Source organism: Streptomyces sp. NPDC031340 (assembly GCF_055569945.1).
Genome location: NZ_JBVIIE010000039.1, coordinates 60,665 through 76,494 on the forward strand (window position 1 = coordinate 60,665; position 15,830 = coordinate 76,494).

Annotated in this window: 9 protein-coding genes; 7 read left to right on the forward strand and 2 right to left on the reverse strand. The window is 71.4% G+C overall.

Features of this window, described 5'->3' with window-relative positions; all coding sequences use genetic code 11:
* The first annotated feature begins 42 nt into the window (after positions 1-42).
* From ACZ5GT_RS27430 to ACZ5GT_RS27460, 7 genes are all read left to right on the forward strand, one after another.
* A complete protein-coding gene (locus tag ACZ5GT_RS27430) occupies positions 43-1,047 on the forward strand; it encodes a carbohydrate ABC transporter permease (RefSeq protein ID WP_469031579.1) in 1,005 nt (334 codons plus the stop codon).
* A gap of 13 nt (positions 1,048-1,060) precedes the next feature.
* The gene (locus ACZ5GT_RS27435) at positions 1,061-1,972 is read left to right on the forward strand and encodes a sugar ABC transporter permease (protein WP_469031580.1); all 912 of its coding nucleotides are present in this window, start codon (positions 1,061-1,063) and stop codon (positions 1,970-1,972) included.
* Positions 1,973-2,082: 110 nt separating this feature from the next.
* Positions 2,083-3,780, forward strand: coding sequence for a glycoside hydrolase family 13 protein (locus tag ACZ5GT_RS27440; RefSeq protein ID WP_469031581.1), 1,698 nt, complete (start codon positions 2,083-2,085; stop codon positions 3,778-3,780).
* Between the two features lie 200 nt (positions 3,781-3,980).
* Positions 3,981-5,357: an alpha-amylase gene (locus ACZ5GT_RS27445; RefSeq protein WP_469031582.1), complete on the forward strand. Its 1,377-nt coding sequence runs from the start codon at positions 3,981-3,983 to the stop codon at positions 5,355-5,357.
* A 144-nt stretch (positions 5,358-5,501) separates the two neighbouring features.
* Complete coding sequence (gene pulA, locus ACZ5GT_RS27450; protein ID WP_469031583.1) at positions 5,502-10,892, forward strand: pullulanase-type alpha-1,6-glucosidase; 5,391 nt, start codon at positions 5,502-5,504, stop codon at positions 10,890-10,892.
* Positions 10,893-10,963: 71 nt separating this feature from the next.
* Positions 10,964-12,583, forward strand: a complete 1,620-nt coding sequence (locus ACZ5GT_RS27455; protein WP_469031584.1) for a SpoIIE family protein phosphatase — start codon at positions 10,964-10,966, stop codon at positions 12,581-12,583.
* Positions 12,584-12,613: 30 nt separating this feature from the next.
* Positions 12,614-12,976 (forward strand): 5-carboxymethyl-2-hydroxymuconate Delta-isomerase, encoded by a 363-nt coding sequence (locus ACZ5GT_RS27460; protein ID WP_469031585.1) that lies wholly within the window; start codon positions 12,614-12,616, stop codon positions 12,974-12,976.
* 25 nt (positions 12,977-13,001) lie between these two features.
* On the opposite strand, the gene ACZ5GT_RS27465 is transcribed toward ACZ5GT_RS27460, so the two are convergent.
* Complete coding sequence (locus ACZ5GT_RS27465) at positions 13,002-13,691, reverse strand: TetR/AcrR family transcriptional regulator (protein WP_469031586.1); 690 nt, start codon at positions 13,689-13,691, stop codon at positions 13,002-13,004.
* 126 nt (positions 13,692-13,817) lie between these two features.
* Positions 13,818-15,773: a hypothetical protein gene (locus tag ACZ5GT_RS27470; protein WP_469031587.1), complete on the reverse strand. Its 1,956-nt coding sequence runs from the start codon at positions 15,771-15,773 to the stop codon at positions 13,818-13,820.
* Positions 15,774-15,830: the final 57 nt, after the last annotated feature.

The window sequence follows — 15,830 nt, forward strand, 5'->3', positions numbered from 1 at the left end:
TGTGCCCGGCCCGCCCCGTTGAACTTCCAGAAGGTGTCGAACATGACAGTCGCCATCGACCGCGCGACCGGCAGGCGCCGCGGTGACCGCGCGCCGAAGCCCGGGCTGGGCCGGCGCCTGAAGAACAGCTACCGAAGGCACTGGTACGCCTACGTGATGATCACCCCGGTGGCGATCGTCCTCGGCGTCCTCGTGCTGTACCCCCTGGCGTACGGCCTCTACCTCACCCTCACCGACGCCAACAGCCTGAACACCGCGCGCACGATCGGCGTCAACCACATCGACGCCACCTACAAGTTCATCGGGCTCGACAACTACAAGGACATCCTGTTCGGCGCGACGTCGTACGACCGCTTCTGGTCGCACTTCATCTGGACGATCGCGTGGACGGCGCTGTGCGTCGCCCTGCACTACTCGATCGGCCTGGGCCTCGCCCTGCTGCTCAACCAGCGGATGCGCGGCCGTACCGTCTACCGGCTGATCCTGATCCTGCCCTGGGCCGTGCCGACCTTCGTCACCGTCTTCGGCTGGCGCTTCATGCTCGCCGACGGCGGCATCATCAACCTCTTCCTCGACTCCCTGCACCTGCCGGCGCCGGACTGGCTCGAGGACACCTTCTGGCAGCGGTTCGCCGCGATCATGGTCAACACCTGGTGCGGTGTGCCGTTCATGATGGTCTCGCTGCTCGGTGGCCTGCAGTCCATCGACTCCTCGCTGTACGAGGCCGCCGAGATGGACGGCGCCACCGCCTGGCAGCGGTTCCGCTACGTCACCCTTCCGGGCCTGCGGTCCGTCAGCTCCACCGTCGTCCTGCTCGGCATCATCTGGACCTTCAACCAGTTCGCCGTGATCTTCCTGCTGTTCGGCAACACCGCCGCCGACGCCCAGATCCTCGTGACGTGGGCCTACTACCTCGGCTTCGGACAGCAGCCGCGTGACTTCGCGCAGTCGGCCGCGTACGGCATCCTGCTGCTGGCCATTCTGATCGTCTTCACCTCCTTCTACCGCCGCTGGCTGAACCGCAACGAGCAGCAGCTCGCGATCTGAGGCAGGAGCTTTCATGAGTACGACCACCGTCGAGACCTCCGCCGACGTGACCAAGAAGGACGCCGCGGCCGCCCCGCCGCGCAGGGCCCGCGGGCGCGGCGAGCGCAGCCCGGGCGCCGTGATCGCCTCGCACGGCATCCTGATCACGGCGAGCCTGATCGCCCTCTTCCCGATCGTCTGGCTGCTCTACCTGTCCCTCGGCCCGGACAAGGACGACTACCTCCACCCGGGTGGCATCTGGGCGAAGATGACGTTCGACAACTACTCGTTCGTCGTCCAGCACACCGAGTTCTTCGACTGGCTGAAGAGCTCCCTGATCGTCTCGCTCGGCACCACGGTCATCGGCGTCATGATCGCCGCGACGACCGGCTACGCGGTCTCCCGGATGCGCTTCCCCGGCTACCGTAAGTTCATGTGGGTCCTCCTGGTCACCCAGATGTTCCCGGTGGCGGTGCTGATGGTGCCGATGTACCAGATCCTGTCGGACCTGCAGCTCATCGACACCTACCTCGGCCTGATCCTGGTGTACTGCTCGACCGCGGTGCCGTACTGCGCGTGGCTGCTGAAGGGCTACTTCGACACGATCCCCTTCGAGATCGACGAGGCCGGACGCGTCGACGGGCTGACCCCGTTCGGCACGTTCGCCCGCCTGATCCTGCCGCTCGCCAAGCCGGGCTTGGCCGTCGCCGCCTTCTACAGCTTCCTCACGGCCTTCGGCGAGGTCGCGTTCGCGTCGACGTTCATGCTGTCGGACACGAAGTACACCTTCGCCGTCGGTCTGCAGACCTTCGTCAGCGAGCACGACGCGCAGCGCAACCTGATGGCCGCGACCGCGGTGCTGATCGCGATACCGGTCTCCGCGTTCTTCTACCTTGTGCAGAAGAACCTGGTCACCGGACTCACCGCGGGCGGCACGAAGGGCTGACGCCCCCGGAACCCGAGGCGGCCGCGGCTCCTGTCCGGCCCCGCTGTCACCGCGGCCGCCTCGTCACCCGCCGCCGTATCCACCACCCGATCCTCGTCACCAAGGACGCCATGAGCCAGCAGCACTCCGCCGACCCGGCCCCGACGCCTTCCTCCCGAGCAGCCGTCGCCACCGTCGCCAAGCGCAGCGACTGGTGGCGGGACGCGGTGATCTACCAGGTCTATCCGCGCAGTTTCGCCGACAGCAACGGCGACGGCATGGGCGACCTGGAAGGCGTCCGCACCCGTCTGCCGTACCTGCGCGACCTCGGGGTGGACGCCGTGTGGCTCAGCCCCTTCTACGCCTCGCCGCAGGCCGACGCCGGCTACGACGTCGCCGACTACCGGGCCGTCGACCCCATGTTCGGCAACCTGCTGGACGCCGACGCGCTGATCCGCGACGCCCGCGCGCTCGGCCTGCGGATCATCGTCGACCTGGTGCCCAACCACTCCTCCGACCAGCACGAGTGGTTCAAGCGGGCGCTGCGCGAGGGCCCCGACTCCCCGCTGCGCGACCGCTACCACTTCCGCCCCGGCAAGGGCGCGGACGGCGAACTGCCGCCCAACGACTGGGAGTCCATCTTCGGCGGCCCGGCCTGGACCCGGGTCACCGAACCGGACGGCACCCCCGGCGAGTGGTACCTGCACCTCTTCGCTCCCGAGCAGCCCGACTTCAACTGGGACCACCCGGCCGTCGGCGACGAGTTCCGCTCCATCCTGCGCTTCTGGCTCGACATGGGCGTCGACGGCTTCCGCATCGACGTCGCCCACGGCCTGGTGAAGGCCGACGGCCTGCCCGACCTCGGCTCCCACGACCAGTTGAAGCTGCTGGGCAACGATGTCATGCCGTTCTTCGACCAGGACGGCGTGCACCAGATCTACCGCCAGTGGCGCCTCATCCTCGACGAGTACGCGGGTGACCGGATCTTCGTCGCCGAGGCGTGGACACCGACCGTCGAGCGGACCGCCAACTACGTCCGCCCGGACGAGCTGCACCAGGCCTTCAACTTCCAGTACCTGGCGACCGCCTGGGACGCGGCGGAGCTGCGCGAGGTCATCGACCGCACGCTGGAGGCGATGCGCCCGGTCGGCGCCCCCGCCACCTGGGTGCTGTCCAACCACGACGTCACCCGGCACGCCACCCGCTTCGCCAACCCGCCCGGCCTCGGCACCCAGATCCGCCTCGCCGGCGACCGCGAACTGGGTCTGCGCCGCGCCCGGGCGGCGACCCTGCTGATGCTGGCGCTGCCCGGCTCCGCCTACGTCTACCAGGGCGAGGAACTCGGCCTCCCGGACGTCGTCGACCTGCCCGACGAGGTGCGCCAGGACCCGGCGTACTTCCGCGGCGCGGGCCAGGACGGCTTCCGCGACGGCTGCCGGGTGCCGATCCCGTGGACGCGCACGGGGTCGTCGTACGGCTTCGGCGGCGCCGGCAGCTGGCTGCCGCAGCCGGCGGGCTGGGGCGAGCTGAGCGTCGAGGCGCAGACCGGCGTCCCCGGCTCCACGCTGGAGATGTACCGCTCAGCCCTCGCCCTGCGCCGCTCCCACCCCGACCTGGGCGCGGGCGACGCGGTGGAGTGGCTGCGCGCACCGGAGGGCGTACTGGCCTTCCGCCGCGGCGACTTCGTGTGCGTCGCCAACACCGCCGGCGAGCCGGTGACCACCCCGTCCTACGGCCGGGTCCTGCTGGCCAGCGGCGAGATCGCCGAGACGGCGGACGGCGAGGCGAAGCTGCCCGCCGACACCACGGTCTGGTGGACGACGGCCTGACGCCCGGCGCCTGACGCGCGCGGCGGCCCGGTCACCGTTCCCACGGTGACCGGGCCGCGTTGTGCGGGTACCTGCTTCCAGCTACGGAACTGAAAACTCTTGCTGTGAATTGCACGACCCTTGCTGCAACCCTTTCGGTAGCGGTACGGTCACCGCCGCCCGGCAACGACGCCCGGCCGTCACCGCAAGGAGCCCCCACCGTGATACGGAGATGGTCCGTCACCGCGACCGCGCTCGCCGCCACGGCGGCAGCCGTCCTGGCCCCCGGAACCGCCCACGCCTCCCCACCCGGCACCAAGGACGTCACCGCGGTCCTCTTCGAGTGGAACTACGCCTCGGTCGCCAAGGAGTGCACCGGCACCCTCGGCCCGGCCGGCTACGGATACGTCCAGGTCTCACCGCCCGCCGAGCACATCCAGGGCTCGCAGTGGTGGACGTCGTACCAGCCCGTCAGCTACCGGATCGCCGGCCGTCTCGGCGACCGCACGGCCTTCCAGAGCATGGTGAACACCTGTCACGCGGCCGGCGTCAAGGTCGTCGTCGACACGGTGATCAACCACATGTCGGCGGGCAGCGGCACCGGCACCGGCGGCTCGTCGTACACGAAGTACAACTACCCAGGGCTGTACTCCAGTTACGACTTCGACGACTGCACCGCGCAGATCTCGAACTACCAGGACCGCTGGAACGTCCAGCACTGCGAACTGGTCGGCCTCGCCGACCTGGACACGGGGGAGGAGTACGTCCGCAAGACCATCGCGGGGTACCTGAACGACCTGCTCACCCTCGGCGTCGACGGCTTCCGCATCGACGCGGCCAAGCACATCGACACCGCCGACCTCGCCAACATCAAGTCCCGGCTGACGAACCCGAACGCCTACTGGAAGCAGGAGGTCATCTACGGCAGCGGGGAGGCCGTCCAGCCCACCGAGTACACCGGCAACGGCGACGTGCAGGAGTTCCGCTACGCCTACGACCTCAAGCGCGTCTTCAACAACGAGAACCTCGCCTACCTGAAGAACTACGGTGAGGGCTGGGGGTACATGAGCAGCTCGGTGGCCGGCGTCTTCGTCGACAACCACGACACCGAGCGCAACGGCTCCACCCTGAACTACAAGGACGGCGCCAACTACACCCTGGCCAACGTCTTCATGCTCGCCTGGCCCTACGGCGCCCCGGACGTCAACTCCGGCTACGAGTGGTCCGACACGGACGCCGGTCCGCCCAACGGCGGCCAGGTGAACGCCTGCTGGCAGGACGGCTGGAAGTGCCAGCACGCCTGGCCGGAGATCAAGTCCATGGTCGCCTTCCGCAACGCGGTGCGGGGCCAGTCGGTGACCGACTGGTGGGACAACGGCGGCGACGCGATCGGCTTCGGGCGGGGCGCCAAGGGCTACGTCGCCATCAACCACGAGTCGGGCGCGCTGAGCCGGACCTACCAGACCTCGCTGCCCGCGGGCACGTACTGCAACGTGCAGAACAACACGACCGTGACGGTGAACGGCAGCGGCCAGTTCACCGCCACCCTGGGCGCGAACACCGCCCTGGCGATCTACGCGGGCAAGTCGAGCTGCTGATCCACCGCATGCGTGGTTGAAAGTTCTTACCAGTTCTTTCAGGACTCTTGCTGTAAGCGTTTCGACGGCGATACGGTCGCGCGGAATCGGACCCACCAGAGCCGTAAGCGCCAACAGGGCCGTAAGCGCAAGGAGTCCACGTCTGTGATACCGAGATGGCCGACGCCGTCGAGGCGCCGTACCGCGCATGCCGGACGAGTCGCTGCGGTCACCGTGACCGCACTGGCCGCAGCACTCGTCCAGCCCCTCGCCGCCAGGGCCGACACCCCGCCCCCGCCGCCGTCCGACGCGAGGCTCGCCGCCGAGCCCGCCCGGCACGACGACACCCGGGAGCAGTTCTACTTCGTCATGCCGGACCGTTTCGCCAACGGTGACACCGCCAACGACAAGGGCGGCCTGACCGGCAGCCGGCTGTCCACCGGCTACGACCCCACCGACAAGGGCTTCTACCAGGGCGGCGACCTCAAGGGCCTGACGAAGAAGCTCGACTACATCAAGGGTCTGGGCACCACCGCCATCTGGATGGCCCCGATCTTCAAGAACCGGCCCGTGCAGGGGACCGGCGACAACGCGTCGGCCGGCTACCACGGTTACTGGATCACCGACTTCACCCAGGTCGACCCGCACTTCGGCAGCAACGCCGACCTCGAGACCCTCATCGACAAGGCGCACGCCAAGGGCATGAAGGTCTTCTTCGACGTCATCACCAACCACACCGCCGACGTCGTCGACTACGAGGAGAAGTCCTACAACTACCTTTCCAAGGGCGCCTTCCCGTACCTGACGAAGGACGGCGAGCCCTTCGACGACGCCGACTACGCGGACGGCACCCGCGGCTTCCCCGCGGTCGACGCCGACTCCTTCCCGCGCACCCCGAAGGCCACCGGCGCGGACAAGGTCCCGTCCTGGCTCAACGACCCGACGATGTACCACAACCGGGGCGACTCCACGTACGCCGGCGAGTCCACCACGTACGGCGACTTCTCCGGGCTGGACGACCTGTGGACCGAGCGTCCCGAGGTCGTCAAGGGGATGGAGAAGATCTACCAGCGCTGGGTGCGCGACTTCGACATCGACGGCTTCCGCATCGACACCGTCAAGCATGTCGACATGGACTTCTGGACCCAGTGGGCCACCGCCCTCGACGCGTACGCCAAGAAGCGCGGCCGGGACGACTTCTTCATGTTCGGCGAGGTCTACTCGGCGGACACGTCCATCACCTCGCCCTACGTCACCCAGGGCCGCCTCGACGCCACCCTCGACTTCCCCTTCCAGGAGGCGGCCCGCCAGTACGCCTCCCAGGGCGGCAGCGCGCGGAAGCTCGCCTCCGTCTTCGGCGACGACTACAAGTACACGACCGACAAGGCCAACGCCTACGAGCAGGTCACCTTCCTCGGCAACCACGACATGGGCCGCATCGGCTACTTCCTGAACCAGGACAACCCGAAGGCCACCGACGCCGAGCTGCTGAAGAAGGACGAGCTGGCCAACGAGCTGATGTTCCTCAGCCGCGGCAACCCGGTCGTCTACTACGGCGACGAGCAGGGCTTCACCGGCTCCGGCGGCGACAAGGACGCCCGCCAGACCATGTTCGCCTCGAAGGTCGCCGACTACCTCGACGACGACGAGATCGGCACCGACCGCACCCACGCCAGCGACGCCTACGACCGGGCCGCCCCGCTGTACCGGCAGATCGCGGCGCTGTCCAGGCTCCGCAAGGCCAACCCGGCGCTCGCCGACGGCGTGCAGACCGAGCGCTACGCGGCCGACGGCGCCGGCGTCTACGCCTTCTCCCGCACCGACGCCAAGACCGGCGCCGAGTACGTCGTCGCCTTCAACAACGCCGCCGAGGCCAAGACGGCGACCTTCCCGACCGGCTCCGCGGCGATGCGGTTCACCGGCCTCTACGGCACCCGCGCCGCGGTCACCTCGGACGCCGACAAGAAGATCACCGTCACCGTCCCGGCCGGTTCGGCGATCGTGCTGAAGGCCGCGGGCCGGCTCGCCGCCCCGGCCGTCAAGCCGACCGTCACCCTGACCGCCCCGGCGGCCGGAGCCACCGGCACCGTCGAGATCGGCGCCGACACCGACGGCGGTCGGCTCAACCGGGTCGTCTTCGCCGCCCAGACCGGCAACGGCCCCTGGAAGGTCCTCGGCTCCGCCGACCACGCCCCCTACAAGGTCACACAGGTCATCGGCAAGGACGTACCGGCCGGCACCGCCCTGCGCTACAAGGCGGTCGTGATCGACTCGGCCGGGCACACCGCGAGCGCCACGGCGAGCAGCACCACCGGCACCCCGCCCGCCGAGGAGGTCCCCACCGCCTCCTCCCGCGACTACGCGGTCGTCCACTACAAGCGCGCCGACGGCGACTACGCCGACTGGGGCCTGTACGCCTGGGGCGACCTCGCCGACGGCGAGGCCACGAACTGGCCGGCCAGCCACCCGTTCACGGGCCGCGACGCCTACGGCGCCTTCGCCTACGTCAAGCTGAAGCCGGGCGCCTCGAACATCGGCTTCCTCGTCATCGACAAGGACGGCAACAAGGACGTCTCCGCCGACCGGTCCATCGACGTCACCAAGACCGGTGAGGTCTGGATCGAGCAGGGCAAGGCCGACGTACAGACGCAGCGGCCCGACTACCCCGCCCAGGACACCAGCAAGGCGGTGCTGCACTACCACCGCGCCGACGGCGACTACGACGGCTGGGGCCTGCACGTGTGGACGGGCGCCGCGAACCCCACCGAGTGGTCGAACCCCCTGAAGCCGGTGAAGACTGATGCCTATGGTGCGGTCTTCGAGGTGCCGCTCAGCGACGGCGCCACCAGCCTCAGCTACATCCTCCACAAGGGCGACGAGAAGGACCTGCCCGCCGACCAGTCCCTGGACCTCAAGGCCGACGGTCATGAGGTGTGGCTGTTGAACGGCCAGGAGAAGTACCTGCTGCCGCAGCCCGCGGGCAGCGCGGCCGCGCTCGACCTGACCACCTCCAAGGCGGTCTGGATCGACCGGAACACCGTCGCCTGGAACGGGTCCGACGCCGCCGCCTCCACCCAGCTGGTCTACTCCCGCGACGGCTCGATCACCGTCAAGGACGGTGCCCTGACCAGCGACGACGAGCGCTGGCTGCGGCTGACCAGGACCGGCCTCACCGACGCCCAGAAGGCGAAGTTCCCGCACCTGAAGAACTACACCGCGTTCTCCGTCGACCCGCGCGACCGCGACCGGGTCCGCGAGGCCCTGCGCGGCCAGGTCGTCGCCTCCCAGCGGGCGGCCAACGGCGCGGTGCTCGCGGCGACCGGCGTGCAGATCGCGGGCGTGCTCGACGACCTGTACGACGCGACCGCGGCGAAGCTCGGCCCGGTCTTCCGCCACGGCCGGCCCACCCTGTCCGTGTGGGCGCCGACCGCGCAGTCCGTGAAGCTGGACCTGGCCGGCACCGCCGTCCCCATGAAGCGCGACGCCGCCACCGGCGTCTGGTCCGTCACCGGCCCGGCGTCCTGGAAGGGCAAGCCCTACCGGTACCTGGTCAAGGTGTGGGCGCCCAGCGTCCGCGAGATCGTCACCAACAAGGTCACCGACCCCTACTCGCTGGCCCTCACCGCGAACTCGGAGCGCAGCCTGGTCGTCGACCTCGACGACCGGTCCCTCGCCCCGAGCGGCTGGTCGACGTACACCAAGCCCGCCGCCGTACCGCTCAGGGACGCCCAGATCCAGGAGCTGCACATCCGCGACTTCTCGGTCGCGGACCGCACCTCCGCCCACCCCGGCACCTACCTGGCCTTCACCGACAAGGACAGCGACGGCTCGAAGCACCTGCGGGCGCTGGCCAAGTCCGGCACCTCCTACGTCCACCTGCTGCCGGCGTTCGACATCGCGACGATCCCCGAGCGGAAGGCCGACCAGGCCACCACCGACTGCGACCTGGCGTCCTACCCGGCCGACTCCGACAAGCAGCAGGAGTGCGTGGCGAAGACCGCCGCGAAGGACGCCTACAACTGGGGCTACGACCCGTACCACTACACGGTCCCCGAGGGCTCCTACGCCACCGACCCGGACGGCACGGCCCGCACGGTCCAGTTCCGGAAGATGGTCAAGGCGCTCAACCAGGACGGCCTCCGGGTCGTGATGGACGTCGTCTACAACCACACCGCCGCCAGCGGCCAGGCGGACACCTCCGTCCTGGACAAGGTCGTGCCCGGCTACTACCAGCGCCTCCTCGCCGACGGCTCGGTCGCCAACAGCACCTGCTGCGCCAACACCGCGACCGAGAACGCCATGATGGGCAAGCTGGTCGTCGACTCGGTCGTCACCTGGGCCAAGGAGTACAAGGTCGACGGCTTCCGCTTCGACCTCATGGGCCACCACCCGAAGGCCAACATCCTGGCGGTACGCAAGGCCCTGGACGCGCTGACGCCCGCGAAGGACGGCGTCGACGGCAAGAAGATCATCCTGTACGGCGAGGGCTGGAACTTCGGCGAGGTCGCCGACGACGCCCGCTTCGTGCAGGCCACGCAGAAGAACATGGCCGGCACCGGCATCGCCACCTTCTCCGACCGGGCCCGCGACGCGGTGCGCGGCGGCAGCCCCTTCGACGCCGACCCCGGCGTCCAGGGCTTCGCCTCCGGCCTCTACACCGACCCCAACTCCTCCACCGCCAACGGCACCCAGGCCGAGCAGAAGGCCCGCCTGCTGCACTACCAGGATCTGATCAAGGTCGGTCTTTCCGGCAACCTCGCGAAGTACCGCTTCACCGGCACCGACGGCAAGGAGGTCACCGGCGCCGAGGTCGACTACGGCGGCTCGCCCGCCGGCTACGCGGACGCGCCCGGCGACGCCCTCGCCTACGTGGACGCGCACGACAACGAGTCCCTGTTCGACGCGCTGACCTACAAGCTGCCCGCGTCGACGAGCCCCGCCGACCGGGCCCGGATGCAGGTCCTCGCGATGGCGACGGCCGCCCTCTCCCAGGGCCCGTCCCTGTCCCAGGCCGGCACCGACCTGCTGCGCTCGAAGTCGCTGGACCGCAACTCCTACGACAGCGGCGACTGGTTCAACGCCGTCCACTGGAACTGCGCCGACGGCAACGGCTTCGGCCGCGGGCTGCCCCCGGCGGCCGACAACGCCTCCAAATGGCCGTACGCCAAGCCCCTGCTCGGCACGGTGAAGGTGGGCTGCCCGCAGATCGACGGGGCCTCGGCCGCCTACCGGGACCTGCTGCGGATCCGCACCACGGAGAACGTCTTCTCCCTCGCCACCGCGGACCAGGTGCAGTCGAAGCTCTCCTTCCCGCTGTCGGGGAAGGACGAGACACCGGGCGTGATCACCATGGAACTGGGTGACCTCGTCGTCGTGTTCAACGCGACTCCGAAGGAGGGCACGCAGCGGGTCGACGCCCTCGCGGGCACGGCCTACCGGCTGCACCCGGTGCAGCGCGACGGGTCGGACCCGGTCGTCAAGTCCGCCTCCTACGACCGCGGGTCCGGGACGTTCACCGTTCCGGCCAGGACCGTGGCGGTCTTCTCCCGCGGCTAGCGCTCGGGCACTACCTTGGTGGGGCAGGCCGCCGCCGCGGTCTGCCCCACCGGTGCTGTCCAGGGGCTGATATGGACGTCGACGGCAAGCCGAGCGACATGACCGTGCTGGTCGTGGAGGACGGGGCCGCCGGCCGGCACGCCCTGGGCCGGGTGCTGCGGCGGGCCGGCCACCGGGTCGTCCCGGTCGCCACCGCCGGGGAGGCGCTCGACGAACTCGACGTACGACTGCGCAAGGGCACCCTGCCCGACGTGGCCCTGGTCGACGTGGGCCTGCCGGACATGAGCGGCTTCGAACTGACCCGCCGGCTCAAGGCACGGCCGCACATGGCCGGCCTGCCCGTGGTGCACTTCTCGGCCTCCGCCGGGGCTCCGGGCGACCGCCACCGCGGCCTCGACGCGGGCGGCGAGGCGTATCTGACGGTGCCCGCCGAGCCGGAGGAGATCGACGCGGTGGTCCGCTCCGCGGTCCGCGCCGCCCGGCTGCGCGCCGACGACCAGGCGGTCCTGCGGCGGCTGACGCTGCTGTCGGAGGCGATCGTCACCGTGCAGACCGCGCGCTCCCTCCAGGAACTCGCCGACGCCGCGGCCGAGGGCACCGCCCGGCTCACCGGCACCCCCGCCGCCGTCTTCGTCCTCGGCACCGACGACGAGCTGTACCGCGGCGTGTCCCGCGACCGCACCTCGCTCGCGCTGCCGGACGAGGACGCCCACCGGGCCGTGACCGCGCTGCTCAGGCGGCTCACCCGCGGACAGGCCGGGCTGCAGCTCACCACCGTCCCGGCGCCACTGTGGCCCGCCGGGTTCTTCCGGCCCGGCGTGCAGCACGACGCCCGCCTGGCGCTGGTCCTCACCGAGGAGGGCAGGGCGCCGGTGTGCCTGGCCACGCCCACCCGGGGCATGCGCCGGATCGGCCCCGAGGACGAGGCGCTGGTGGCCCGGCTGGCCCAGGCGACCGCCCTGGCCGCCGAGCCGCTGCTGATGTACCAGGCGGAACGGCACGTCGCCCTCACCCTCCAGCACAGCTTCCTGCCCCAGCCGCACCGGCTGCCGCCGCTGCCCGGCGTCGACGTCGCCGTGCGGTACGTGCCCGCGTCCCGGCAGACCGAGATCGGCGGCGACTTCTACGCCGTCCTGCGCACCGGGGAGGGCGTGCTCGCCGTGGTCGGCGACGTCGTCGGGCACTCGCTGGAGGCGGCCACCCTCATGGTGGAGATCCGGCACGCGCTGCGCGCCTACTGCGTCGAGGAGAGCGACCCGGCCGTGCTCGCCGGGCGGCTGGACCGGATGCTGCGGCACTACCACCCCGAGGCCACGGCCACCGTCTGCCTGGCCCTGATCGACCCGGACACCGGGCGGACCCGCGTCGCGAACGCGGGCCACATCCCGCCGCTGGTGGTCCGGGACTCCGGCGGCGCCGACTACGTCGAGGCCGCGGGCCCGCTGCTGGGCCTGGGCGTGCCCCATCCGCCGCCCACCGAGGTGCTGCTGGAACGCACCGACCGGCTCCTGATGGTCACCGACGGCCTGATCGAGACCCGCGGCACCGACCTGTCGGTCTCCATGGAGCAGCTGCGGGCGGCCGCCGCCGGGTCCCTGCCCGGCCTGGACGCCCTCTGCGACACGCTCCTGACCTGTTTCGGTCACGACCGGGAGGACGACATCGCGATGCTGGCCCTGCGGCTAGGGTGAATCCGCCGACCCCCCCAGACTGGAGTTCCCATGCCGCAGATCACCGTCGACCACTCGGACTTCCTCGGTTCCGCCTTCGACCGGGAGGGCTTCGCGCGGGACCTGCACGCTGCGGTCGTCGAGACGGCGGCCGCCAAGCCGGATGCCTGCAAGACCCAGTTCCGCCCGTCCGCGCTGACCGCGTTCGGCTACGACGACCCGGGCGAGCGCGGTCACGCCGTCGTGCACGTCACCATCGGGCTGCTCGCCGGCCGCACCGACGAGACGAAGGCGCGGCTGACCGAGGCGGTGCTGGAGCTGCTGAGGAAGCACGTGGCCGACGGCGGCCCGGTGCTGCACGCCTCCGCCGAGATCCGCGACCTGGACGCGTCCTACCGGAAGTTCGAACGCTGACGCACCCGGGGCCGCGTCGGCGCGGTCAGGACGCCAGCGCGATCAGCCGCGCGGCCAGGTCGCTGAACGGGCCGTCGCCCGGCTCGTCCTCCAGGGTGCGGCGCAGCAGCGCGCCCGTCTCCTCGTCGTGGACGGCGCTCACCGCGGCCAGCGCGGCGAAGTCGTGGACGAGCTGGACCTCCAGCTCGGCGCGCGGGATGCGCCGGCCGTCCAGCCAGATCAGTGCCGTCGACTCGGCGAGCGAGATCCAGGAGCGGACGACCAGTTCCAGTCGCGCGGGCGCCTCCTCGACGCCGAGATGCGACAGGATCTGGTCGTACGCGGCCTGCCGTACGGAGTCGATGAGCGCGTTCGTCGCCGAGGAGCCGACGGCCGGGCCGCCGCGCATCAGCGCCGAGAAGCCGGGGCCGTGTTCCTCCACGAAGTCGAAGAAGCGGCGCATCACCCGCAGCAGCCGCGCCCCCAGCGGGCCTTGCCGCGGTTCCACGAAGCGGCCCGCGAGGTCGTCCGCGGCACGCCTCAACGCGGCCTCGTACAGGCTGAGTTTGCCGGGGAAATAGTGGTACACCAGCGGGCGTGAGATGCCGGCGGCGGACGCTATCTCGTCGATGGAGACGTCGTCGGGCGAGCGTTGGCTGAACAGTTCGAGGGCGACGCCGATCAACTGCTGCCGCCGTTCCTCGACTCCCATTCTGCGGCGTACCCCGGTAGTCATGCGCACACCTTACCGATCGAATCCGGCCTCGAACGGGCGGTAGCGGCCAAAGGCGTTCACATGGTCCCCACCGGACGATCGCGGCGGGTCCACGACATGGCGACGAAGCGGGGCGGTGCCCGGCGTTCAGCCGAGCCCGCTGACCCTCCGCCCGTCCGCCAGGGTTCCCCGCAGTTCCGCCCGGGCCCCCTGCTCGGCCGGCGCCACCAGCAGGCTGCCCGGCGCTTCCGCCCGGACCTCGCCCGTCGCGCCGACCGAGGACGTGCCCGGGCTCCCCGCGGCCAGCAGGTACCAGTTTCCCGCCCGCGACTTCCACAGCACCCCGGCCAGCACCTGCGGATCCCGCGGCCCGCACGCCGGGACGTCGTCGGCCTTCGCCGCCACCGCCCCGAACCGGCCGCCCGGGGTGTGGAACTGGGCCAGCACCCGGGTGCCGACGCCCCGCCAGGTCTCCGCCCGCGTGCACACCCAGTCCGCCGCCCCGCTCGCGTCGGGCAGCGGCTGCCGGGCGTACGCCCAGACGTTGACCTCGCGCACGCCCGCCGAGCGCATCGCGGCCAGCGAGCAGGCGTACGGCGCCCACTCGCGCAGCGCCCCCGTCCCCTCCGTCTCCGCGGCCGAGCCGGGGCGGCCGGTGGTCAGCCGGGCCGGGACCAGTTCGCCGAGGTCGGTCAGCACCCGCGTGCCGGTGCCGTCGGACACCTCCAGCACCCGCCAGGACGCGCAGTCGCCGGTCTGCTGGGCGGGACCGGCCAGCGGCCCGGTGACGCCGCCGGTCAGGCCCAGGTCGAGCGCGGCGGCGTCCGGCTCCAGCAGGTCCCGCTCGGCCGCCTTCCGCACCCAGGGCGCCGTCAGATAGCGGACGTTGCCGTCGGAGCGGCCCAGGACCAGGGCACTCGCCCCGGCCCGTCCGGCGCCGTCGACCCGCGCGAAGTCGAGCGCGGTACCCCGGTCGCCGTCCTTCGGCTCGGCGTAGCGGACGATGCGCAGACCGTCGTAGAGGATCACCACGCGTGCTTCGTCGACGGTCCCGGCGTACAGCAGTTGGGGCGGTCCGGCCGGGGCGCCGGACGGGGTGCCGGGGGTCGCGGAGACCTGGACGGCCGCGCCGGGGCGGGCCCACACGGCGAGGGCGCGGCGCAGCAGGGCCTTGTCGCCGGTGAGTTCGCCGCGCGCGGGCCAGACGGAGAAGTCGGTGCGGCTCGCGGACTCCCAGGCGGTGGGGGACACCCTGGTGAGCCGGGACGGGTCGAGAGCGGCCTCGGTGGCCGGGTTGCGCGCGTACCCGGGAGCCGCCGCGCCGTCGGGGCCCCAGCCGTCGCCGGGCAGCCCGAGCAGCGCCCCGCACACGGCGACCGCGGCGACCGCGGCGAGCCCGGCCCGGGCGTTCTGCCTGCGCCGCGCCAGGTCGGTGGGCCGGGCCTGCAGCGAACACGGGTCGAACTCGGGGGAGTCGAGCAGCGCGTACCGGGCCGGGACACCGTCGGCCTCCCGCAGCGCCGCGTCTGTGTCGCCGACGCCGGCGGCGGCCAGGACCCGGCGGACGTCGTCGTCGGCGAGTCGTTCCAGGCCGCGCAGCACATAGGCCGCGCGGGCCGGCCCGGACACGGCGGAGAGCCGTTGGTCCAGGATGAGTTCATCGGCGCCGCCGGAGCGCGGGAACAGCCGCAGGCCCCACACCAGGGGCAGCAGCGGCGGCAGTTGGGACCGCTTCGGCCAGGCCGCCCGCTTCAGCGGCCGGCCCGCCTCCAGCGCCGCGCGCAGCACCCGGCAGCGGACGTAGGCGTAACCGGAGTCGCTCTCGCGGCCGTCGCCCGCTCTGGACCGCGATCGTGCGTGCGCGCCCCCGCCCTGGGCCGGGACCGCGCCCTTGCCCGCCCGGCGCCGCGGCAGGGCGCGCTGGGCGAGGGCGTGCGCCGTGACCACGCGCCGGTTGCGGCCCAGGCTCGGCGGCAGCACCAGGTAGGCGAGCCGGACCAGCCGCGGGTAGTGCTCGACGAGCGCGGCTTCGGCCGGGTCCACGTCGACGGACGGGCCGGAGAGGGACGGTGCGGTGGGCGGGGCGGCATCCTGTGACTGCACGTTCAGCAGAACGAGCGAATCGTCGGTTGGTCACCGCCACCGGGTCACTCGGGCCCC

What these genes read in the sequence shown, in the direction of transcription:
- ACZ5GT_RS27430 (WP_469031579.1), top strand. Translation starts at nt 43, where the DNA reads ATGACAGTCGCCATCGACCGCGCGACCGGCAGGCGCCGCGGTGACCGC.
- ACZ5GT_RS27435 (WP_469031580.1), top strand. Translation starts at nt 1,061, where the DNA reads ATGAGTACGACCACCGTCGAGACCTCCGCCGACGTGACCAAGAAGGAC.
- ACZ5GT_RS27440 (WP_469031581.1), top strand. Translation starts at nt 2,083, where the DNA reads ATGAGCCAGCAGCACTCCGCCGACCCGGCCCCGACGCCTTCCTCCCGA.
- ACZ5GT_RS27455 (WP_469031584.1), top strand. Translation starts at nt 10,964, where the DNA reads ATGGACGTCGACGGCAAGCCGAGCGACATGACCGTGCTGGTCGTGGAG.
- ACZ5GT_RS27460 (WP_469031585.1), top strand. Translation starts at nt 12,614, where the DNA reads ATGCCGCAGATCACCGTCGACCACTCGGACTTCCTCGGTTCCGCCTTC.
- ACZ5GT_RS27465 (WP_469031586.1), bottom strand. Translation starts at nt 13,691, where the DNA reads ATGACTACCGGGGTACGCCGCAGAATGGGAGTCGAGGAACGGCGGCAG.